Below are 18,829 nucleotides of genomic sequence, written 5' to 3'. Positions count from 1 at the left end.
CCCGTCACGACGCGTTCGGGGGTTCGTAGCCGCGACGGGACGCTCCCGGCGCGTTCTCGATCGACTCGCGCTTCGCCTTCTCGGACGAATGCAGCTGCCACGGCACGCTGGTGACCATCACGCCCGGCTGGAACAGCAGGCGGCTCTTGAGTCGCAGCGCACTCTGGTTGTGCAGAATCTGCTCCCACCAGTGTCCGACGACGTACTCGGGAATGAACACCGTGACGACGTCACGCGGCGAGTCACGGCGTACTCGCTTGACGTAGTCGAGCACCGGCTTCGTGATCTCGCGGTACGGCGACTCCACGACCTTGAGCGGGACGGTGACGTCACTGTCCTCCCACTCGCGGACCAGAGTGCGCGTGTCGGCCTCGTCGACGTTGACCGTCACGGCCTCCAACGTGTCCGGGCGGGTGGCCCGTGCATAGGCGAGTGCACGCAGCGTCGGCATGTGCAGCTTGCTCACCAGCACGATCGAGTGCGTGCGGCTCGGCAGTACGCCGTCCCACTCCTCGTTCTCCAACTCGCGGGCGACCGTGTCGTAGTGGCGACGGATCATCCGCATCAACGCGAAGATCGCGACCATCGCGACGATGGCGATCCACGCTCCCGCGGCGAACTTGGTGATCAGCACGATCACCAGCACCGCGCCCGTCATCGCGAGACCGACACCGTTGACGATGCGGGAGCGGAACATGTGGCGTCGAACATCGGGGTCCTGCTCGGTGCGGAGCAACCGTGTCCAGTGCCGGATCATGCCGGTCTGGCTCAACGTGAACGACACGAACACGCCGACGATGTACAGCTGGATGAGCTTGGTCACCTCGGCGCCGAAGACGACGACGAAGGCTATGGCGGCACCGGACAGGAACAGGATTCCGTTGCTGAACGCGAGGCGATCACCGCGCGTGTGCAGCTGCCGTGGAAGGTAACGGTCCTGTGCGAGGACGGATCCGAGGACCGGGAAGCCGTTGAACGCGGTGTTGGCGGCGAGCACGAGGATCAGGGCGGTGACGATGGTGATGAAGAAGAACCCGATCGGGAAGCCCTGGAAGACGGTCTCGGCGAGCTGCGCGATGAGCGTCTTCTGGTGGTAGTCCGCGGGCGCACCGATCAGCTGCTCGTGCGGGTCGAGGGCGTACTTGATGCCGATCTTCTCGGCCAGAACGATGATGCCCATCAGCAGCGTGATGCCGATGACGCCGAGCATGAGCAACGTCGTCGCCGCGTTGCGTGATTTCGGCTTCCGGAACGCGGGAACGCCGTTGCTGATCGCCTCGACACCGGTCAGCGCCGCACAACCCGACGAGAACGCCCGCGCGATCAGGAACGCGAACGCGATCCCGTACAGATGCGAATCCTCGGCCTTCAGCTCGAAGGACGCGGACTCGGCCTGCAGGTCCTCACCGAGAACGAACACACGGACCAGACCCCACGCCAGCATCAGGACCATTCCGATCATGAACGCGTAGGTCGGGATCGCGAACGCCGCACCCGACTCACGGATGCCGCGAAGATTGATCGCGGTGATGAGCACGATCGCGACGACCGCGAACAGCACCTTGTGCTGCGCGACGAAAGGAACGGCGGACCCGATGTTCGACGCGGCCGCCGAGATCGAGACGGCCACCGTGAGCACGTAGTCGACGAGGAGCGCGCTGCCGACGGTCAGCCCGGCGTTCGGCCCGAGGTTGGTGGTGGCCACCTCGTAGTCGCCGCCACCCGACGGGTACGCATGCACGTTCTGCCGGTAACTCGCGACGACGACGGCCATGACGATGCAGACGGCAAGGCCGATCCACGGGGTGAAGGCATATGCCGAGATCCCGGCAACCGACAGCACCAGGAAGATTTCCTCGGGCGCGTACGCAACGGACGACATCGCATCGGAGGCGAACACGGGTAGTGCGATGCGCTTCGGAAGGAGCGTGTGACCGAGCTTGTCGCTGCGGAACGGCCTGCCGAGCACGAGCCGCTTCGCGGCGGTCGAAAGCTTGGGCACGGTGAGAGCCTAGGCGCTCGTGCCGAGGAAGCGAGTACCAGGAGCATCGAAACTCGAATTCGATGCCACCTCCGCTCGATTCGCGACGCGCGGCCCGATACGTTGGTGCAGGCCGATGCGAACGCGCATCGACGGGCAGTCGTGATCCGAGGGGAGCAGCAGCGGTGTACGTAGTGGTGATGGGGTGCGGCCGCGTCGGCGCATCACTGGCCGGCGCACTCCAGCGGATCGGCCACGACGTGGCGATCATCGACCGTGACGAGAATGCGTTCCTTCGGCTCGACCCGACGTTCGACGGGGTGCGGGTCGTCGGTATGGGGTTCGACCGTGATGTGCTGGTCAAAGCAGGCATCGAGAAGGCCGAGGCGTTCGCGGCCGTCTCGTCGGGCGACAACTCGAACATCATCGCGGCGCGTGTGGCGCGGGAGACATTCGGCGTCGACAAGGTCGTCGCCCGCATCTACGACGCGAAACGCGCCGCGGTCTACGAACGTCTCGGTATCCCGACGGTGGCCACTGTTCCGTGGGCGACGGACCGGTTCCTGCACAACCTGTTGCGTGACGACCCGACCACGAAGTGGCGTGATCCGTCCGGCAACGTCGCGGTGGTTCTCCTCGAGATCGACGACGGTTGGGTCGGCAAGAAGCTGTCGCTGCTCGAGGAAGCGACGCGCTCACGCGTCGCGTTCATCATCCGGTTCGGGACCGGACTTCTCCCGGACAGGAAGACGATCATCCAGGCCGACGACGAGATCTACGTCGCGGCGGTGTCCGGGACCGTGGCCGAGGCCATTGCCCTGGCAAGCAACCCGCCGCCGTCGGACGACTAGTCGTACGCTGGCCACATCCGCCTCGAGAACGAACGGGAACCCATGAGAGTCGCAATCGCAGGAGCCGGCGCCGTCGGCAGATCCATTGCCCGCGAGCTGATTCGCAGCGACCACACGGTCATGCTCCTCGAGCGCAAGCTCGACCACCTCGACCCCGACGCCATCCCCGAGGCCGAGTGGGTGCTCGCCGACGCGTGCGAGCTGAGACTGCTCGAGGCGTCGGCGCTCGAGACCTACGACGTCGTGATCGCCGCTACCGGTGACGACAAGGCGAACCTCGTCCTGAGCCTGTTGGCGAAGACCGAATTCGGGGTCAACCGCGTCGTCGCACGCGTGAACGATCCGCGCAACGAATGGCTGTTCGACTCGTCGTGGGGCGTCGACGTCGCGGTGTCCACCCCGCGAATGCTCGCCTCCCTCGTCGAGGAAGCGGTGTCGGTCGGAGATCTGGTGCACCTCATGACGTTCCGCAAGGGTCAGGCGAACCTCGTCGAGGTCACGCTTCCCGAGAACACACCCCTCGCGGGCAAGCCCGTCAAGAAGCTGTCGTTGCCGAGAGACGCTGCGCTGGTGACGATTCTGCGCGGAGGGCGGGTGATCGTCCCCCAGCAGGACGACCCGCTCGAAGGCGGCGACGAACTGCTGTTCGTCGCGTCCGTCGAGGTCGAGGCCGAGCTGCGTGCAGCGGTCGGACTGGTCCAGACGACCTGAATCACGCAGCCGACGTACGATCCGCGCGTCGCACAGCCCAGAACGTGACGAGCAGCGCGACGCCGGTGAGCGGCCATCCCATTCCGATGCGGGCGACCGCGAGCCAGCCGGTCTGGTCCGAATCGTAGAGCTGCGACTGCACGAGGTACCGCGCACCGAAGACGACCGCCCAGGCGAGCGTCGCGATGTCGTACGCGTATACCGACCGTCGGTTCGATCGCCAGGACGTGCCCCCACCGTTGAGGTATCCCCACACGACGCCGACGAGCGGCCACCGCGCGACGATCGACAGGACGAACACCGCGCCGTAGACGAGGCTGGTGTAGATGCCGAACAGGAAGTAGCCCTTGGCATCTCCGGTTCGATACGCGATGAAGGCGCAGATACCGACGCCGAAGAAACCGGAGATGGCCGGCTGGATCGGGGTGCGCTTGGCGAGGCGCCAGATCGTGACGCCGAGTGCGACGGCGAGAGCGGTCCAGATCGCCACCGTCAGGTCGAACAGGCTGTTCGCCGGCACGAACACGATGACCGGCAGAGTCGAGGACACCAGCCCGGACAGTCCGCCCATCTGCTCGAGGACAGTCTCCTTCTTCGCAGCCGCGTTCGTCGGCACGGGCGGCGCATCGACCTCCGGTGTCTGCTGTACTTCCGGGGCGTCGGGTGCTTTACCGTCTCTGTCGGTCACGACGTCGAGAGTGCCATACGCGGCGAATCAGGATTCGTCGCGGAGTTCGTAGTAGGGGTTGTAGACGATCTTGCGGCCGTCGCGTTCTCCGACGCGGCCCTTGATCATCACCGTCTTGCCGGGCTCGATGCCTGCGATCTTGCGGCGGCCGATCCACACCAGCGTGACGGGGGCGGTGCCGTCGAAGAATTCGGCTTCGACGTTGGCGTTCGCAGCTTTGGAGCACGTCTCGACGCTCCGAAGACGACCCAGCATCGTGACTTCCTCGCCGCGCGAGCAGTCACATGCCCGGCGTGCTCCCGACGCTTCCGACGTCTCAGCCATCTCTTCGGCGTCGAGCTGGTCGACGTCCTCGGTCAGCTTCCGCGTGAGTCGGCGGAAATATCCTGCGGCAGCGGGTGCCATGGTGAGCTCCTGGAGCATTCTGCGACCGGGTCGGTCGCGTAAAGGCCTGTACAACGGCCACTGTAGACCCGCGAACCTGCTCTGGCCAACCGGCCTCGTCCTGCATGTGACGACTCACGGTCCCGGTGTCCGGGGTGCCGGCTCTACCGGCACAATCGACGGAATGACATGGGCCACACACGCCGTCGTTCTTCCCGGAACTGGATCGGACGCCGTCTTCGCGCGCGACGCCTTCTCTCCTGCCCTCGAGACGATGGGCAGTGTGACGTCGGCGATCGACCCCGACCCTCGACGCGTCGTCGCGGGATACGAGGACGCACTCGACGACGCCGCTCGACGCCACGGCCGAATCATCGTGGGAGGCATCTCGATAGGTGCTGCTGTCGCACTGTCCTGGGCTCGTCGTCACCCGGAGTCGGTCGTCGGCGTGCTCGCCGCGTTGCCGCCGTGGCTCGGCGAACCCGGCGATGCGCCTGCAGCGCTGAGCGCCCGCTTCACGTCGGCTCGCCTGAGCGAATCGGGCCTCGACGACGTGACCGCGGCGATGGTCGCGTCGACACCCGGGTGGCTGTCCGCCACGCTCACCCGTTCGTGGGCGTCGCAGTGGCCGGATCTGCCGCTCGCATTGAACGAGGCCGCGAGCTACGCCGCTCCCACGATCGACGACCTACATCGTACGTTCGTTCCGACGGCCATCGTCGCGGCCGTCGACGACCCGGTCCACCCGCGTGCCGTCGCCGACACGTGGCACACCGCGCTCCCGACGTCGTCGCTCGCCACCATCACGCTCGACGACATCGGTCGCGACGCAGGCGTACTCGGGATCAGGACCGTGTCGGCGCTCTCATCGCTCCTGACGTGAGCCGGAGGCCGAGTTTCAGCCGAGCTGTTGCATGGCCGATCCCGACGTGCCGCGGCGCGGCCCCTCGGTCGGAGCAGTGGGTGCAGCCTGCTGAGGGGCCGCCTGTCCCGTCGGTTGGCCCGGCGCTTGCCGATCCGCGGCCTGCTGGGCCTGTTGCTGCTGAGCCGCCGCGAGTTGAGCCGTCAGAGCAGCGGGCAGAACCACCGGAAGCGGGGTGCGCACCGGATGCGGATCGCTGCCACGATCGACGATCGTCTGCGACAACACGTTCCGGGCGATCGCGACGAGCGGGGCGTCGCCGCCGACCGCACCGGCGGGCCCGGCGAGCACACAGCGCACCATCCAGCGGTAGCCGTCGACGCCGATGAAACGGAGGTCGGCGTTCGTCGTGACGGCGTGCAGCTCACGCCCCCACGGGCCGGTCTCGATGCTGACGTCTGCTTTGTCCGCTCGTAGCGACGTCGCGAGGTCGCCTGTCACCTCGCGCCACTGTCCCGGCGATTTCGGAGCGGCGTAGGCGGCGATGGTGATGCGGCCGTGCTGCGTGACGACGTGTACGGCCTGCGGCGCGCCGGACCGGTTCATCTCGACCTGCAGCTGACCACCCTCGGGCAGAGGAATCAGCACCGAGCCGAGGTCGAGACGGGTCTCGACGAGTGCGTCACGGCTGTCGTCGACCTCGGTCAGGTCGAACGGTCCGACCGTGGGGTCGACGTTCGCGCACTCGGTGTCGTCGGCGTCGGGCGCCGAGGCGTCGGGCGCCGAGGCGTCGGCCGCCGTGTCGTCTGCGACGCCGCTCACACGCGAGTCGTCGGTGGCTGCGTTCTTCTTACGCCGTCCGAACATGATCAGTCCTCTTCTTGCTTCGTCATGGTGCTCGTCGCTCCGGCAACCGCCGAGTCGACCAGACTGGCGTGGCCTCCGCTCGAACCGTATCCGCCGCTCCCGCGCGTCGTGTCGTCGAGCGAATCGACCTCTTCGAACGTGCAGAGTTCGACGCGCTGCACCAGTAGCTGCGCGATGCGGTCACCGCGGACCAGGTGAATGGTCTCACGCGGATCGAGGTTGATCAGGCAGACCTTGATCTCTCCGCGATAGCCCGCGTCGATGGTGCCGGGCGCGTTCACGATGGACAGACCCGAACGTGCGGCGAGCCCCGAACGGGGATGAACGAGTCCGACGGTACCCAGCGGAAGCGCCACGGCGATGCCGGTTCCGACAACGCGACGCTCGCCCGGCGCGATGCTCGCGTCGGCGGTGATGTGCAGGTCCACTCCCGCGTCGCCCTCGTGGGCTCGCGTCGGCAACGGCAGTCCGTCGTCGAGTCGTTTCAGCGCAATCACCGGCGGGTTCGGCGAATTCGCCTGATGGTCGTCACGTCGTGCATCGTCGCTCACGTGGTCCGAGACTACGCCGTACGGCCCGTGACGCGCTGCACGGCATGCGGCACCTTTCCCTTGGCCACGTAGTCTGGAGAGCGTGCCTCACGATCGCCAGCCCGACCTCGAACCGACCGCGGACTCTTCTCACGCCGACACACGCACCGTCGTGTATTCGGAGAAACTGTGGGTCCCGCTGTGGTGGTGGCCCGTCGGTCTGGCCGTCGCAGCGCTGCTGGCCGCCGAGGTGCACATGGGTGCCCCGGGGCTGCGCGCGTGGCTCCCCTACGTTCTGTTGCTGCCGTTCCCGCTGTGGGCCCTCTACTGGCTCAGCCGGATGAAGATCGAGGTCGTCGTCGATGCGGACGGCACTCGGGAGCTGCACGCCGGGCGTGCTCACTTACCGCTCGACGTCGTCGACCGGGTCGCCGTGGTGCCTGGAACGGCAAAAAGTGCGGCACTGGGAAGGCAACTGGATCCACTTGCCTTCGTTCAGCACCGCACTTGGGTCAAACCGATGGTCCTGGTAGTTCTCGATGATCCCGACGACCCCACCCCCTACTGGTTGGTCAGTTCGAAACGACCTGACGATCTGGTAGCTGCACTGGCCGCGCCCACCCCCGGAGATCGCCACTAGGCGATCTCGGCGTCGATTCCAGTACGTGCTACGCCTGCTGCTCAGCGATCAAGCAGCGCAGTCTCGGCACACGAGCACGCCGTTCGCGTCGCTGGCCAGCCTGCTCCGGTGATGGACCAGGAAGCAGCTCGAGCACGTGAACTCGTCGGCCTGCTTCGGGACGACTCGCACGGACAGTTCTTCTCCGGACAGGTCAGCACCTGGGAGTTCGAACGATTCCGCCGTGTCGGACTCGTCCACGTCGACGACCGCGGACTGCGCCTCGTTGCGACGTGCCTTCAGTTCTTCGAGAGAGTCCTCGGAGACGTCGTCGGATTCTGTTCTTCTCGGTGCGTCGTAGTCGGTTGCCATTGTTCCTCTAACCCCTCGTCTTCTTGCTTGATTTCCGGTGGTTGCTGCTGACGACGTCCTAGCTCGGTCGCCGGCTGTGAGGAGGCGTTTGCGTTGCTCCCACCGTCCTTGTTCGTGTTGAACGCACGAGAACCTCGTAAGGTGCCCGAAAACACCGGGTAATGCCCGATCGATCTCGGCTCGAAACCCTCTTCGACACCTACGCGACGATCCCGATTCGCACCGATGCGTCTCTGGTCTGAAACCACCGGGGCCGCCAGACAATAGCCGAAGCTTTGCCGTTTGACGAAACCGAACCGCCGAAAGCACCGAAATCGGTCGTGCACCGGGCATGAACAACACGAGCCACCGACTCATTCCCGCCCGGCCCCGAGTGAATTTCGCCGACGACTTGCCGACAGACGCAGCCGTCCGTTCGAGAGGCAACTACAGTGAGCGAGCGCGCTGGGACCGGTCGCCGGTAGCGCCGCATTTCGAACCGGACGACGGAAAGGCGTATCCACACCGTGGTTTCTCTGATCACCGAGGGCAGTTCGGTCGACGATCGCGGACGGCCGTTCCGTCGTAGGCGCGCAATGCCCATCCTCGTCGTGTTGCTCGCTCTCGCCCTGCTGGGCGTGTTCACCTGGATACGCGTGTTCACCGCGGGCGAAGCGGTCACCGCGACGGTGGAATGCAACGCGCCGTCGACGACACCCGCTGCAGATGGAACCGTGCCCGCCGAACTCGGTGAGCGCGTGGACCGCTCGACTCTCGAGGACACCGAACCCGCGGCACTGTCGGCCACGCGCGTCAGAGTCTTCAACGCGAACGGCGAATCCGGCCAGGCGGCAACCGTCGCGGCAGAACTCAGCGACTACGGGTTCGCGAGCGCGCCCGACGTCCAGGTAGGCAACGATCCGGTGTACACGGATCAGAACATGCAGTGCCAGGGCCAAATTCGGTTCGGCCAGAACGGAATTGCCGCTGCGAGCGCAGTCTCGCTCGTCGCACCGTGCGCCGAGTTGATCGAAGACGGACGCGGCGACGACACCGTCGATCTCGCCCTCGGAACGTATTTCAAGGATCTGCAGCCGAATTCGGACGCGGAGTCGGTTCTGCAGTCGCTGGCCGGAGTCACTCCCGGTACACCCGCCGCGCCCCTCGACATCGACCTTCTCGACGCGGCTCGACAAGCGACCTGCTGACCGGCACCGCGTCCGGCGGTCCGGCTGGGATCAGTCCGTCGGGATCGGCGCCAGCGCTCCGACTTCACCCAGGAGCGCGAGGAATTCGGCGTCGATCCCGGCTGCGACAGCGACGGTGACAGCACCCTCGGCGCTCGACGAACTCGGCGACGGCAACCGAAGAACGGCACCCGCCTCTTCTGCGATCAACGACCCGGCGGCCCAGTCCCACGGGCTCAGTCCGTGCTCGAAGTGAGCGTCGACCGCCCCCGACGCGACCATGCACAGATCGAGTGCCGCCGACCCGACACGCCTGATGTCCCGGACCCGGGGAAGCAGCTGTCCGATCATGCGGCCCTGCGCCGTACGCCGGGACGAGGAATACCCGAAACCGGTGGCCACCAACGCAAGTGAGACGTCCTCGATCGGGTTGCACGCCAGTCTCGTCGCGGTCCCGTCCGACGTCGTGGCGAAGGCTCCCCGACCTCGTGCCGCGGTGTAGACGATGTCACGTGCGACGTCGACGACGACTCCCACGACGCTGACGCCGTCGATCTGCGCTGCGACCGAAATCGCATACGCGGGAAGCCCGTACAGGAAGTTGACGGTCCCGTCGATCGGATCGAGGATCCAGCGCACACCCGCGACCGAATCGGTTCGACCGCCGCCCTCCTCCCCCAGAATCGCGTCGCCGCTTCGCCGTTCCGCCAGCAGTCCACGCAGCAACTGTTCGGTCTCGGTGTCGACGACCGTGACGGGATCGGTCGGTGTGCTCTTGGTCTGTACGGACTCCGCGTGCCCGCCGACACCCGACGGTCGCGCGTTCGGGCCGAAGACCTCAGGGCGTCGTACCCGCACGTGAGTGGCCGCGGCGCGCGCGACCTCCACCGCCACGTCCAGTAGTGACGACGTCAGGGCCGCATCGGGATTCGAAGACGCTTCGGACGAGTTACCTGGAGTGGACACGGGTCTATCGGATCACACGAGATGCGCCGCGCACCACCCGCGCGGGAGCACCTCGACGTTTCCGAACGCGCAATGCGCCGTCCGCCCACTATCCTTCTCGGAGGATATTCCACGCCTTCTCAGTTCCCACGACACCAGGAGCATGCGCCACATGACACAGGCAGGTTCGGGACCACAGTCCACCGACGGCACTCAGCGGCTCGGCTTCGGAGTGGACGTCGGCGGTAGCGGTATCAAAGGCGGCATCGTCGATCTCGTGACGGGTGAACTCGTCGGTGACCGGTACAAGATCGAGACCCCCCAGCCGTCCACGCCGGAGGCCGTCGCGGGCGTCGTCGCGGAGATCGTGAAGTACTTCGATTGGTCGGGTCCGGTCGGCGTCACACTCCCGGCCGTCGTGACCGCAGGCATCGCGCGCTCGGCAGCGAACATCGACAAGGGCTGGATCGACACCGACGCCAAGGCGTTGTTCGCCCGCGCGATCGGGCATCCGAACATCACCGTCCTCAACGACGCCGATGCCGCGGGTGTGGCCGAGGACAAGTACGGCGGCGGCAAGGACAAGAGCGGCGTCGTCATCCTGCTCACGTTCGGCACCGGAATCGGATCGGCCGTGCTGCACGACGGCGTGCTCCTCCCCAACACCGAGCTCGGTCATCTCGAGGTCAACGGCAAGGAGGCAGAGCACCGCGCCGCGTCGTCGGTCAAGGAACGCAAGGACCTCTCGTACAAGGAATGGGCCAAGGAAGTGTCCAAGGTCCTCGAAACGTTCGAGGCGCTTCTGTGGCCCGATCTGTTCATCGCCGGCGGCGGAATCAGCCGGAAGTCCGAGAAGTGGATTCCGCACCTGACGAACAGAACTCCGGTGGTGGCGGCCACATTGTTGAACACCGCAGGCATCGTCGGCGCAGCTCTGGCAGCCGACACAGCCGCGTTGCAGGGCCACGCTCGGTAACAAACTCTGCGCGGGTCGTTACAATGGTTGATGCCGGTCTGCACGCCGGCACAATCGACAAGACCTCTCCGCCGGAAACAACTCTGGCGTGACGCCGCACGACACCGTCACGAAAGGGCGTACGTGGCAGCCACCGATATCCGTCAGACCGTGGATTCAGAAACAGAGTCTGCGACCCCTGCACCTGCTGCGGAGGCGCCGAACGGAACTGTCCGACCGGCCAAGGCACCGGCGAAGAAGGCCGCAGCCAAGAAGGCTCCCGCCAAGCGCGCCGCAGCCAAGAAGGCGCCGGCGAAGAAGGCCGCAGCCAAGAAGGCTGCAGACCCCGCTCAGGCGACCGACGGTGACGAGGACGCTCCCGGCATCGATGACATCGACATCTCCGACGGCGACATCGCCGCCGCGGCCAACGACGTCGTCGACGTCGTTGCGGCCGACGACGACAGCGAAGACGACGGAACGTCCGAGCCCACCGCCGAGGACAAGGCGTCGGGAGACTTCGTCTGGGACGAAGAAGAATCCGAGGCTCTTCGACAGGCACGCAAGGACGCCGAGCTCACCGCGTCGGCCGACTCCGTTCGCGCCTACCTCAAGCAGATCGGCAAGGTTGCCCTCCTCAACGCCGAAGAAGAGGTCGAGCTCGCCAAGCGCATCGAGGCCGGGCTGTTCGCCACCGAGAAGATGCGCGAGTTCGCCGAGAAGGGCGAGAAGCTCCCCGTCGCCGCGCGACGCGACTTCACGTGGATCTGCCGTGACGGCAACCGCGCCAAGAACCACCTGCTCGAAGCGAACCTTCGTCTCGTCGTCTCGCTCGCCAAGCGCTACACCGGCCGCGGCATGGCCTTCCTCGACCTGATCCAGGAAGGCAACCTCGGTCTGATCCGCGCGGTCGAGAAATTCGACTACACCAAGGGCTACAAGTTCTCCACGTACGCCACCTGGTGGATCCGTCAGGCCATCACCCGCGCCATGGCCGACCAGGCCCGTACCATCCGCATCCCGGTGCACATGGTCGAGGTCATCAACAAGCTCGGTCGCATCCAGCGTGAGCTCCTGCAGGATCTGGGCCGCGAGCCCACTCCCGAGGAGTTGGCCAAGGAAATGGACATCACGCCGGAGAAGGTGCTGGAAATCCAGCAGTACGCGCGTGAGCCCATCTCCCTCGACCAGACCATCGGCGACGAGGGCGACAGCCAACTCGGTGATTTCATCGAGGACTCCGAAGCCGTCGTCGCCGTGGACGCCGTCTCGTTCACGCTGCTGCAGGATCAGCTGCAGTCGGTACTCGAGACGCTGTCCGAGCGTGAAGCCGGCGTCGTGCGTCTGCGCTTCGGTCTCACCGACGGCCAGCCGCGCACGCTCGACGAGATCGGCCAGGTCTACGGCGTCACGCGTGAGCGCATCCGTCAGATCGAGTCGAAGACCATGTCGAAGCTGCGCCACCCGTCCCGGTCGCAGGTTCTGCGCGACTACCTCGACTGACACACACCGTTCGCGACACCGCCGTCCCGCTCGCGGGGCGGCGGTGTTTTATCGGTGGCAGTCAGAGTGCGGGCGCCGCGAACGAGCCGTCGCTGCCGGGCGCGTAATCGCGTACCGAGGTCACCGCACCGGCTGGAAGCGGACCGTAGAGGTGCGGGAACAGCATGGAGTCGGGATCGCCCGGCACGCCGGGTTCCCATCGCACGGGTGATCCCAGTCGTTCGGGGTCGAGGACCAGCAGGACCAGATCCTCGCGTCCGGAGAACAGACGGTTCGCAGGCAGATGGACCTGCTCCGGCGTCGACAGGTGGACGAATCCGACGTCGTCGAAATCGGCTGGGCGCCGACTGCCCGCGGCCCGCGCCGACAACCACTCTTCGTAGCTGCACATGTGCAGCAGGACACCACCGGATTTGCTCACGTCTCGATCCTACGAGGGCCGCACACGCGCGCGAAAGGTCAGCTGTTAGCGAACACGAACCGCTGGACATACCTGCCACCAGCAGCAGCCGAGCCAGTTTCGTGTTAGTGACAACACAAAGAAACACCCTCGGGAACAACGCATGAAGCCCAAACGTCTGACAGAGTGTACGGACCGCGCCATACCGACGCGGCGGACCGGCCCCAGGCACTCGGGTAACACCGAAAGCCAGTACGGAGGAGTCATGCCCGGAACATTGACCAGCCCACAATTGACAGCAGCCGACCGGTGCGACCGGTGCGGTGCAGGGGCTCGTGCACGTGTTGTGCTCTCGACCGGTGGAGAACTCCTGTTCTGCAACCACCACGCCAAGGAGCACGAAGACCGTCTGCGTGAAATGAACGCAACGGTGATGACCGAAACGGACTCTGCGGTGTAACCGGCTCGCCTCGGTAGCTTTAGACACCAACATTCGAACAACGAAGAACGGGTGGCTCCAGTCGGAGCCACCCGTTCTTCGTGTGTCGTCGATCGTGTGCGCGCCTTACATCTTCCGCAGCTGCGCGATCCGTTCCCCGAGCTGCTCGGCCGTCGCCATCGCGGTGGGAGGGCCGCCACAGATGCGTCGTAGATCGCCGTGGATGACGCCGTGCGGCTTTCCGGTGCGGTGGTGGTACACCGCGACCAAACTGTTCAGTTCACGCCGCAGACCGGCCAGCTGACCGGCAGAGGACACGCGCTCCGCTGCGGCGGGAGGCGGCACCGCAGGCGTCGGTGCAGCAGGAGTCTTGTCGAGCTGTTCCTGTTGTCGCTGCCGGAGTAGGTCGCGCATCTGCTGCGCGTCCAGAAGCCCCGGGAGGCCGAGATAGTCCGCTTCTTCGTCGCTACCCGAGAACGTGGCCGTGCCGAACGACGAGCCGTCGTAGATGACCTGATCGAGTTCGGCGTCGGCGCCGAGCGCCGTGTACGCCTTCTCGTCCTCTCCCGGTTCGTCCTTCTGCTTGTTCGCGTCGGCCAGCAGGTCGTCGTCGAGACCGTCCTTCTCGCGGTGCGGCTTGCCCAGGATGTGGTCGCGCTGCGCCTCCAGCTGGCTTGCGAGGTCCAACAGGACGGGAACGGACGGCAGAAAGACACTCGCGGTCTCGCCGGGCCGCCGCGACCGCACGAATCGGCCGATCGCCTGGGCGAAGTACAGCGGGGTCGACGCGCTCGTCGCATACACACCGACAGCGAGACGCGGAACGTCGACGCCCTCGGACACCATGCGGACCGCGACCATCCATTTCTGGTTGCTCTTGCCGAACTCGGCGATGCGAGACGACGACGTCGGGTCGTCCGACAGGACGATGCACGGTGTCTCGCCGGTGATGACCTCGAGCAGCTTGGCGTACGCACGGGCGACGGTCTGATCGGTGGCGATCACGAGTCCGCCCGCGTCGGGTACTCCTCCGGCGCGCAGCTGACCGAGCCTGGTGTTCGCGGCCAGCAGCACCGCCGGCATCCAGTCGCCTTGCGGGTCGAGAGCGGTGCGCCACGCGCGCGCCGTCTGCTCGGCGTTCAGCGGTTCACCGAGGCGCGCGGTGAACTCCTCCCCCGCGCTGTCCCGCCACCGCGCCTCACCCGAGTACGCGAGGAACACGACGGGACGGACGACACCGTCCCGCAACGCATCGGAGTAGCCGTAGGAATGGTCGGCGCGTGAGCGCATGAGCCCGTCGGAGTCCGGCTCGTACGTCACGAACGGGATCGGACTGTCGTCGCTTCGGAACGGGGTTCCCGTCAGCGCGAGGCGACGGGTCGCATCCGAGAACGCCTCTCGAATTCCCTCGCCCCAGCTCTTGGCGTCGCCGCCGTGGTGAATCTCGTCGAGGATGACGAGCGTGCGCCTGGCCTCGGTGCGAACGCGATGCTTGAACGGGTGCGACGCGATCTGCGCGTACGTCACGACGACACCGTGGTAATCGCTCGACGTCTGGCCGGTGGAGTTCGAGAAGTTCGAATCGAGCGCGATGCCCGCCCTGGCCGCGGACTCCGCCCACTGGTGCTTGAGATGCTCGGTCGGCGCGACGACGGTGACCTGATCGACGGTGCGGTGCGCGAGCAGTTCCGACGCGACACGGAGCGCGAACGTCGTCTTGCCTGCACCCGGCGTCGCGACCGCGAGGAAGTCTTTCGGTGACGCCATCAGATACTTCGTCAGTGCGCGCCTCTGCCAAGCACGCAGCGGCGCTCCGCCCGGCGAAGTCCCGGTTCCGAGGGTGGCCCCGGAGGGTGTGTCGGCGTCGGTGGTCTCTGCGCTCATTGGCCGCCTGTTCCTGGCATCGATCGAGTCCTCACTGGCAATGGGAAGAAGAAGCCGTAGCTGTGCAATGTCCGCGGTGGAGCCTATCTGTCGGCACCGACCGAACCCGAATCGTAACGAGCCACATCGATCGACTCGGTGGGCGACACGGACCGCCCCAGACGGGCATTCGGGCGTGTCGTCAGGAATGCTGGAGAGATCATGAGCGAATCTGCAGGCGAACGACGTACGGGCGAGCTGTCGAAGCGGCGGCCGTTTCATGTCGCCTGGACTGTGGTCCTCCGCACAGCGAGCAAGGCTTGGGACGACTCGATCTTCAGCAAGGCGGCTACCGCGGCGTTCTGGCAGACGCTCTCGCTCCCGCCGCTGCTGCTCGGCGTCCTCGGCAGCCTCGGGTTCGTCGCAGGCTGGTTCGGGCCCAACACGATCGACATCATCGAATCCAAGATCATCACGTTCAGCGCGAGTGTGTTCAGCGACTCGGTTGTCGACGGAATCATCGAGCCGACCGTGCAGGACATTCTGCAGCAGGGACGCGGCGAGATCGTGTCCGCCGGATTCCTGCTGTCACTGTGGGCGGGCTCGTCGGCGATCTCGACGTTCGTGGACTCGATCGTCGAGGCCCACGGGCAGCAGGATGCTCGTAACCCCGTCTGGCAACGCATCTTCGCGTTGCTGCTCTACGTCGGTTTCCTGATCGTCGCCGTGTTCGTGCTCCCCCTCGTCGCACTCGGGCCGACGTTCGTGCAGAGAATCCTGCCCGCGTCGTGGTTCGAGATCGGGAGCGAACTGATCGACTTTCTCTACTACCCCGCCGTCGGACTGCTTTTGATCGCGGGATTGACGACGCTGTACAAGGTCGCGCTGCACAAGTCCCTACCGTGGCACCGTCTGCTGGGCGGCGCGTTGCTGGCAGGCGTGTTCTTCATGATCGCCAGCGCGGTGCTGCGGTTCTACCTGACCTGGGTGACCGGCACCGGCTACACCTACGGCGCGTTGGCGACGCCGATCGCGCTGCTGCTGTTCGCGTTCTTTCTGGGCTTCGCGATCGTGCTCGGAGCAGAGTTCAACGCGACCATCCAGGAGTTCTTTCCCGCGCGAGCGACACGCCTGGAACAGATGAAGGAATGGCTCGCCGCCCAGGCCGCCTTCGAGGAGTCGAACCCGGTGACGGCCGTCGCACGGCGACTCGCGACCGGACCGATCCGAATCGCCGGCGACCGCAACAAGCCCGGCGCTGCGACCGATTCACCCGCAGCCCGGGCCGAGCGTGAAGCCGAGCCGACGCCGGCGACCCATAACAATGCAACCCAGAACAGTGCGCCCCAGAAGAGTCCGGCCCGGAAGAATTCGACGCAGAACGACTCGGCGAGGCGCGGAGACCAGGCCGGTCAGTCGCCCTTCTTCAAGCCGTCGTAGATCTTCTTGCAGTCGGGGCATACCGGCGAACCGGGCTTGGCCGACTTGGTGACCGGAAACACCTCACCGCACAACGCGACGACGTGGGTACCCATCACAGCGCTCTCGGCGATCTTGTTCTTCTTGACGTAGTGGAAGACTTTGGGCGCGTCGTCGTCCGTGGTGTCGTCGGGTGCGATATCGGGACGTTCCTTGGTCTGTGTGCTCATGCTGAAAGATTATTCCGCACGCGCGACGGCGCACGCATCTTCGGCGAGGCCAAGAACACGTGTGCAATCCTGCGGCACGAGTGCCACAGTGGAGGTATGACGAGAACACCGGGGTTTTCCGGCTCGAGCGAGAGCGGCTCGGCCCGTAACCCCGTACTGATCACCGAAGCCAAGAGTTCGGTCGAAGAGCAGCACCGCGCCCGAGTGCGCAAGTACATGTTCATCATGTCGTTCCGCATACCCGCGCTCGTGCTGGCCGCCATCTCGTACGGCATCTGGGCCAACCCGTGGATCGCCATGGCGATCGTCGGAGTGTCGATCCCCCTGCCGTGGATGGCGGTTCTCATCGCGAACGACCGCCCACCCCGCACCAAGGACGAAGTCAGCAGATACGACGGCCGACGCGTGAGCAGACCTCAGGTCGAAGCCCGCGCGCATCACGTCATCGATCAGCACGACGACTGAACCCACGCCTCGCACAGGTCACGACCCAGCTGAAAGACTGGGCTCGTGACTGCAACTCTGCTCTCGATCTGCCCGGCGCTACGGACCGCTTTCGAACGAACCGGCTACGACGCCGATTCGCTGCTCGACATGTTGGGCGACGACGCGCATGCCGCTCTCGGCCGCAGCGAACCCGTCCCGGTGCGACGCGCCAGCATGGACGGTGGTGATCTCGGAGTTCTGGTCCGCCTTTTCCTCCTCGTGGACGACGTCGTCGAGGAGGACGCCGCGCGGGCCCTGGCACCTGTCGACCTGGACGACGCAGTCGATGCCGGACTTCTCACGCGCGTCGTGGACGGCACGGTCCGAACTCTGCTGGACGTCCGACCGCTCGACGCGGGCCACGGTTCCCGCTGGATCGTGTCCGACCCCGACGGCAGCATGCGCCCGGCACCGACTGCACCCGACCACGTTCTCGGCGTCGGACAGGCGTCGCTGTCGTTGTTGCGCGGCACGCCGACGACGCCCGCTGCCGAGGTTCTCGACGTCGGCACGGGCTGCGGGGTCCAGGCCGTCCACGCGGCCGACTACGCCGAGACGGTGACCGGCACCGACATCAGTCCACGCTCGGTGCAACTGGCCGCGGCGACCGCTGCCCTGAACGGTCTGTCTCTGGAACTGATCGAGGGCTCCTGGTTCGAACCGGTCGCGGGCCGTACGTTCGACCGCATCGTGGCCAATCCGCCCTTCGTCGTCGGTCGCGGCACCGTCGAGCACACCTACCGCGACTCCGGCCTCGACCTCGACGGCGCGTCTCGATTGATGATCGGCGAGGCACCGAAGTACCTGAAGCCGGGAGGCACCGCAGCCATCCTGGCGTCGTGGGTGCACGTCGACGGCGAGGACTGGCGCGCACGGGTGGCGTCGTGGTTGCCCGATCACGGCGTCGACGCATGGATTCTGCAGCGTGACGTCGCCGATCCTGCCCTGTATGTCGGCACATGGATGCGCGACGGCGGCCTCGATCCCCGCGACGAGGCCAATGCGGCGCTCGCCCAATCGTGGCTCGACCACTTCGCCGCGGCCGACGTCCGGGGCATCGGGTTCGGCTTCGTCTACCTGCGCAAGACGGAACTACCGACCGACGTTCTCGCCGAGGATCTGCGGCACGCGTTCGAGGATCCGCTCGGCAACGAGGCGATCGCATATTTCGACCGACTGACGTGGCTTCGGGAGAACGATCCGGCCGACTCGGTGTTCGAGCTCGATCCTGCGACGGCCCTCGAACACGTGTCGCTGCCCGGCGACGAGGGTTGGCACACCGAGGTCATCCGCGTTCATCGCGGCAACGGCCCGAACTGGCAGCACGAGATCGACGAGGTCGGCGCGATGCTGCTCGCGGGAATGCGGGCAGACGGGATGCCGTTGAACGAACTCGTCGCCCTGCTCGCCGCCGCACACGGGCTGGATTTCGAGCCGCTCATGGCAGGGGCGCTCGAACTGACGACGGGATTGGTCAGGCACGGCCTCGTGCTGCCGTCCGGACTGGTTCCCGCCTGAGGTTCCGTGCTGGGCCTTCTCAGCAACTTCTCAGGGGGTC

The 18,829-nt window shown here is 66.1% G+C and carries 21 protein-coding genes; 11 read left to right on the top strand and 10 right to left on the bottom strand.

Annotation, left to right across the window (positions count from 1 at the left end; translation table 11 throughout):
• Positions 1-4: 4 nt before the first annotated feature.
• Entirely contained in the window at positions 5-2,002 is a 1,998-nt protein-coding gene (locus HQ354_RS08960; protein ID WP_068424455.1) for an APC family permease, read from the bottom strand.
• Between the two features lie 164 nt (positions 2,003-2,166).
• Here HQ354_RS08960 and HQ354_RS08955 point away from each other — a divergent pair, with 164 nt between their 5' ends.
• A complete protein-coding gene (locus HQ354_RS08955; RefSeq protein ID WP_068424458.1) occupies positions 2,167-2,832 on the top strand; it encodes a TrkA family potassium uptake protein in 666 nt (221 codons plus the stop codon).
• Positions 2,833-2,874: 42 nt separating this feature from the next.
• Positions 2,875-3,543: a TrkA family potassium uptake protein gene (locus HQ354_RS08950; protein WP_068424461.1), complete on the top strand. Its 669-nt coding sequence runs from the start codon at positions 2,875-2,877 to the stop codon at positions 3,541-3,543.
• Position 3,544: 1 nt separating this feature from the next.
• Here HQ354_RS08950 and HQ354_RS08945 read toward each other — a convergent pair whose 3' ends face one another.
• Positions 3,545-4,114 (bottom strand): DUF3159 domain-containing protein, encoded by a 570-nt coding sequence (locus HQ354_RS08945; RefSeq protein ID WP_167677029.1) that lies wholly within the window; start codon positions 4,112-4,114, stop codon positions 3,545-3,547.
• A 144-nt stretch (positions 4,115-4,258) separates the two neighbouring features.
• Positions 4,259-4,636: an OB-fold nucleic acid binding domain-containing protein gene (locus tag HQ354_RS08940; protein WP_068425992.1), complete on the bottom strand. Its 378-nt coding sequence runs from the start codon at positions 4,634-4,636 to the stop codon at positions 4,259-4,261.
• A 163-nt stretch (positions 4,637-4,799) separates the two neighbouring features.
• Here HQ354_RS08940 and HQ354_RS08935 point away from each other — a divergent pair, with 163 nt between their 5' ends.
• A complete protein-coding gene (locus tag HQ354_RS08935; RefSeq protein ID WP_222634549.1) occupies positions 4,800-5,498 on the top strand; it encodes an alpha/beta fold hydrolase in 699 nt (232 codons plus the stop codon).
• A gap of 15 nt (positions 5,499-5,513) precedes the next feature.
• Here the strand turns inward: HQ354_RS08935 and HQ354_RS08930 are convergent, their stop codons facing one another.
• Together HQ354_RS08930 and dut are read right to left on the bottom strand one after the other, a co-directional pair.
• On the bottom strand, positions 5,514-6,344 hold the full coding sequence (locus tag HQ354_RS08930; protein ID WP_222634550.1) for a DUF3710 domain-containing protein: 831 nt from the start codon (positions 6,342-6,344) through the stop codon (positions 5,514-5,516).
• Between the two features lie 2 nt (positions 6,345-6,346).
• Complete coding sequence (gene dut, locus HQ354_RS08925; RefSeq protein WP_174551416.1) at positions 6,347-6,841, bottom strand: dUTP diphosphatase; 495 nt, start codon at positions 6,839-6,841, stop codon at positions 6,347-6,349.
• Positions 6,842-6,977: 136 nt separating this feature from the next.
• On the opposite strand from dut, the gene HQ354_RS08920 reads away from it, so the two are divergent.
• Positions 6,978-7,514, top strand: a complete 537-nt coding sequence (locus tag HQ354_RS08920; RefSeq protein ID WP_084423686.1) for a DUF3093 domain-containing protein — start codon at positions 6,978-6,980, stop codon at positions 7,512-7,514.
• A 48-nt stretch (positions 7,515-7,562) separates the two neighbouring features.
• Here the strand turns inward: HQ354_RS08920 and HQ354_RS08915 are convergent, their stop codons facing one another.
• Entirely contained in the window at positions 7,563-7,865 is a 303-nt protein-coding gene (locus HQ354_RS08915) for a DUF4193 domain-containing protein (RefSeq protein WP_019664051.1), read from the bottom strand.
• Positions 7,866-8,371: 506 nt separating this feature from the next.
• Between HQ354_RS08915 and cei the strand changes: the two genes are divergently transcribed.
• Positions 8,372-9,052, top strand: coding sequence for an envelope integrity protein Cei (gene cei / locus HQ354_RS08910; protein ID WP_222634551.1), 681 nt, complete (start codon positions 8,372-8,374; stop codon positions 9,050-9,052).
• Positions 9,053-9,082: 30 nt separating this feature from the next.
• Here the strand turns inward: cei and HQ354_RS08905 are convergent, their stop codons facing one another.
• Entirely contained in the window at positions 9,083-9,997 is a 915-nt protein-coding gene (locus HQ354_RS08905) for an inositol monophosphatase family protein (RefSeq protein WP_222634552.1), read from the bottom strand.
• A gap of 151 nt (positions 9,998-10,148) precedes the next feature.
• Between HQ354_RS08905 and ppgK the strand changes: the two genes are divergently transcribed.
• Together ppgK and HQ354_RS08895 are read left to right on the top strand one after the other, a co-directional pair.
• Positions 10,149-10,952 carry a polyphosphate--glucose phosphotransferase gene (gene ppgK / locus HQ354_RS08900; RefSeq protein WP_114329688.1) on the top strand — a complete coding sequence of 268 codons (804 nt, stop codon included), beginning with the start codon at positions 10,149-10,151 and terminating at the stop codon, positions 10,950-10,952.
• Between the two features lie 123 nt (positions 10,953-11,075).
• Positions 11,076-12,434, top strand: coding sequence for an RNA polymerase sigma factor (locus HQ354_RS08895; RefSeq protein ID WP_068424477.1), 1,359 nt, complete (start codon positions 11,076-11,078; stop codon positions 12,432-12,434).
• 61 nt (positions 12,435-12,495) lie between these two features.
• On the opposite strand, the gene HQ354_RS08890 is transcribed toward HQ354_RS08895, so the two are convergent.
• Positions 12,496-12,825, bottom strand: coding sequence for a DUF952 domain-containing protein (locus HQ354_RS08890; RefSeq protein ID WP_222634613.1), 330 nt, complete (start codon positions 12,823-12,825; stop codon positions 12,496-12,498).
• 274 nt (positions 12,826-13,099) lie between these two features.
• Here HQ354_RS08890 and HQ354_RS25535 point away from each other — a divergent pair, with 274 nt between their 5' ends.
• Positions 13,100-13,294 (top strand): hypothetical protein, encoded by a 195-nt coding sequence (locus HQ354_RS25535; protein WP_068424479.1) that lies wholly within the window; start codon positions 13,100-13,102, stop codon positions 13,292-13,294.
• A 105-nt stretch (positions 13,295-13,399) separates the two neighbouring features.
• Here the strand turns inward: HQ354_RS25535 and HQ354_RS08885 are convergent, their stop codons facing one another.
• A complete protein-coding gene (locus tag HQ354_RS08885; RefSeq protein WP_206030951.1) occupies positions 13,400-15,157 on the bottom strand; it encodes a DEAD/DEAH box helicase in 1,758 nt (585 codons plus the stop codon).
• A gap of 201 nt (positions 15,158-15,358) precedes the next feature.
• On the opposite strand from HQ354_RS08885, the gene HQ354_RS08880 reads away from it, so the two are divergent.
• Entirely contained in the window at positions 15,359-16,576 is a 1,218-nt protein-coding gene (locus HQ354_RS08880) for a YihY/virulence factor BrkB family protein (protein WP_206030950.1), read from the top strand.
• Here HQ354_RS08880 and HQ354_RS08875 read toward each other — a convergent pair.
• On the bottom strand, positions 16,549-16,785 hold the full coding sequence (locus tag HQ354_RS08875) for a DUF3039 domain-containing protein (protein WP_068424491.1): 237 nt from the start codon (positions 16,783-16,785) through the stop codon (positions 16,549-16,551). The genes HQ354_RS08880 and HQ354_RS08875 overlap by 28 nt on opposite strands.
• 96 nt (positions 16,786-16,881) lie before the next feature.
• Between HQ354_RS08875 and HQ354_RS08870 the strand changes: the two genes are divergently transcribed.
• Both HQ354_RS08870 and HQ354_RS08865 read left to right on the top strand, forming a co-directional pair.
• Positions 16,882-17,250: a DUF3099 domain-containing protein gene (locus HQ354_RS08870; RefSeq protein ID WP_068424493.1), complete on the top strand. Its 369-nt coding sequence runs from the start codon at positions 16,882-16,884 to the stop codon at positions 17,248-17,250.
• Between the two features lie 45 nt (positions 17,251-17,295).
• Positions 17,296-18,789, top strand: a complete 1,494-nt coding sequence (locus HQ354_RS08865; protein WP_068424496.1) for a class I SAM-dependent methyltransferase — start codon at positions 17,296-17,298, stop codon at positions 18,787-18,789.
• Positions 18,790-18,829 lie beyond the last annotated feature (40 nt).

This window comes from Rhodococcus sp. BP-261 (assembly GCF_019835205.1).
Classification (GTDB): Bacteria; Actinomycetota; Actinomycetes; order Mycobacteriales; family Mycobacteriaceae; genus Rhodococcoides; species Rhodococcoides kyotonensis_B.
Note: the sequence above shows the minus strand (reverse complement) of the source record. Positions and strands in the feature narration are given on the sequence as shown.

What these genes read in the sequence shown, in the direction of transcription:
- ppgK (WP_114329688.1), top strand. Translation starts at nt 10,149, where the DNA reads ATGACACAGGCAGGTTCGGGACCACAGTCCACCGACGGCACTCAGCGG.
- HQ354_RS25535 (WP_068424479.1), top strand. Translation starts at nt 13,100, where the DNA reads ATGCCCGGAACATTGACCAGCCCACAATTGACAGCAGCCGACCGGTGC.
- HQ354_RS08870 (WP_068424493.1), top strand. Translation starts at nt 16,882, where the DNA reads ATGACGAGAACACCGGGGTTTTCCGGCTCGAGCGAGAGCGGCTCGGCC.
- HQ354_RS08950 (WP_068424461.1), top strand. Translation starts at nt 2,875, where the DNA reads ATGAGAGTCGCAATCGCAGGAGCCGGCGCCGTCGGCAGATCCATTGCC.
- HQ354_RS08875 (WP_068424491.1), bottom strand. Translation starts at nt 16,785, where the DNA reads ATGAGCACACAGACCAAGGAACGTCCCGATATCGCACCCGACGACACC.
- HQ354_RS08940 (WP_068425992.1), bottom strand. Translation starts at nt 4,636, where the DNA reads ATGGCACCCGCTGCCGCAGGATATTTCCGCCGACTCACGCGGAAGCTG.
- HQ354_RS08915 (WP_019664051.1), bottom strand. Translation starts at nt 7,865, where the DNA reads ATGGCAACCGACTACGACGCACCGAGAAGAACAGAATCCGACGACGTC.
- HQ354_RS08930 (WP_222634550.1), bottom strand. Translation starts at nt 6,344, where the DNA reads ATGTTCGGACGGCGTAAGAAGAACGCAGCCACCGACGACTCGCGTGTG.
- HQ354_RS08890 (WP_222634613.1), bottom strand. Translation starts at nt 12,825, where the DNA reads ATGTGCAGCTACGAAGAGTGGTTGTCGGCGCGGGCCGCGGGCAGTCGG.
- HQ354_RS08880 (WP_206030950.1), top strand. Translation starts at nt 15,359, where the DNA reads ATGAGCGAATCTGCAGGCGAACGACGTACGGGCGAGCTGTCGAAGCGG.
- HQ354_RS08945 (WP_167677029.1), bottom strand. Translation starts at nt 4,114, where the DNA reads ATGGGCGGACTGTCCGGGCTGGTGTCCTCGACTCTGCCGGTCATCGTG.
- HQ354_RS08935 (WP_222634549.1), top strand. Translation starts at nt 4,800, where the DNA reads ATGACATGGGCCACACACGCCGTCGTTCTTCCCGGAACTGGATCGGAC.
- HQ354_RS08885 (WP_206030951.1), bottom strand. Translation starts at nt 15,157, where the DNA reads ATGAGCGCAGAGACCACCGACGCCGACACACCCTCCGGGGCCACCCTC.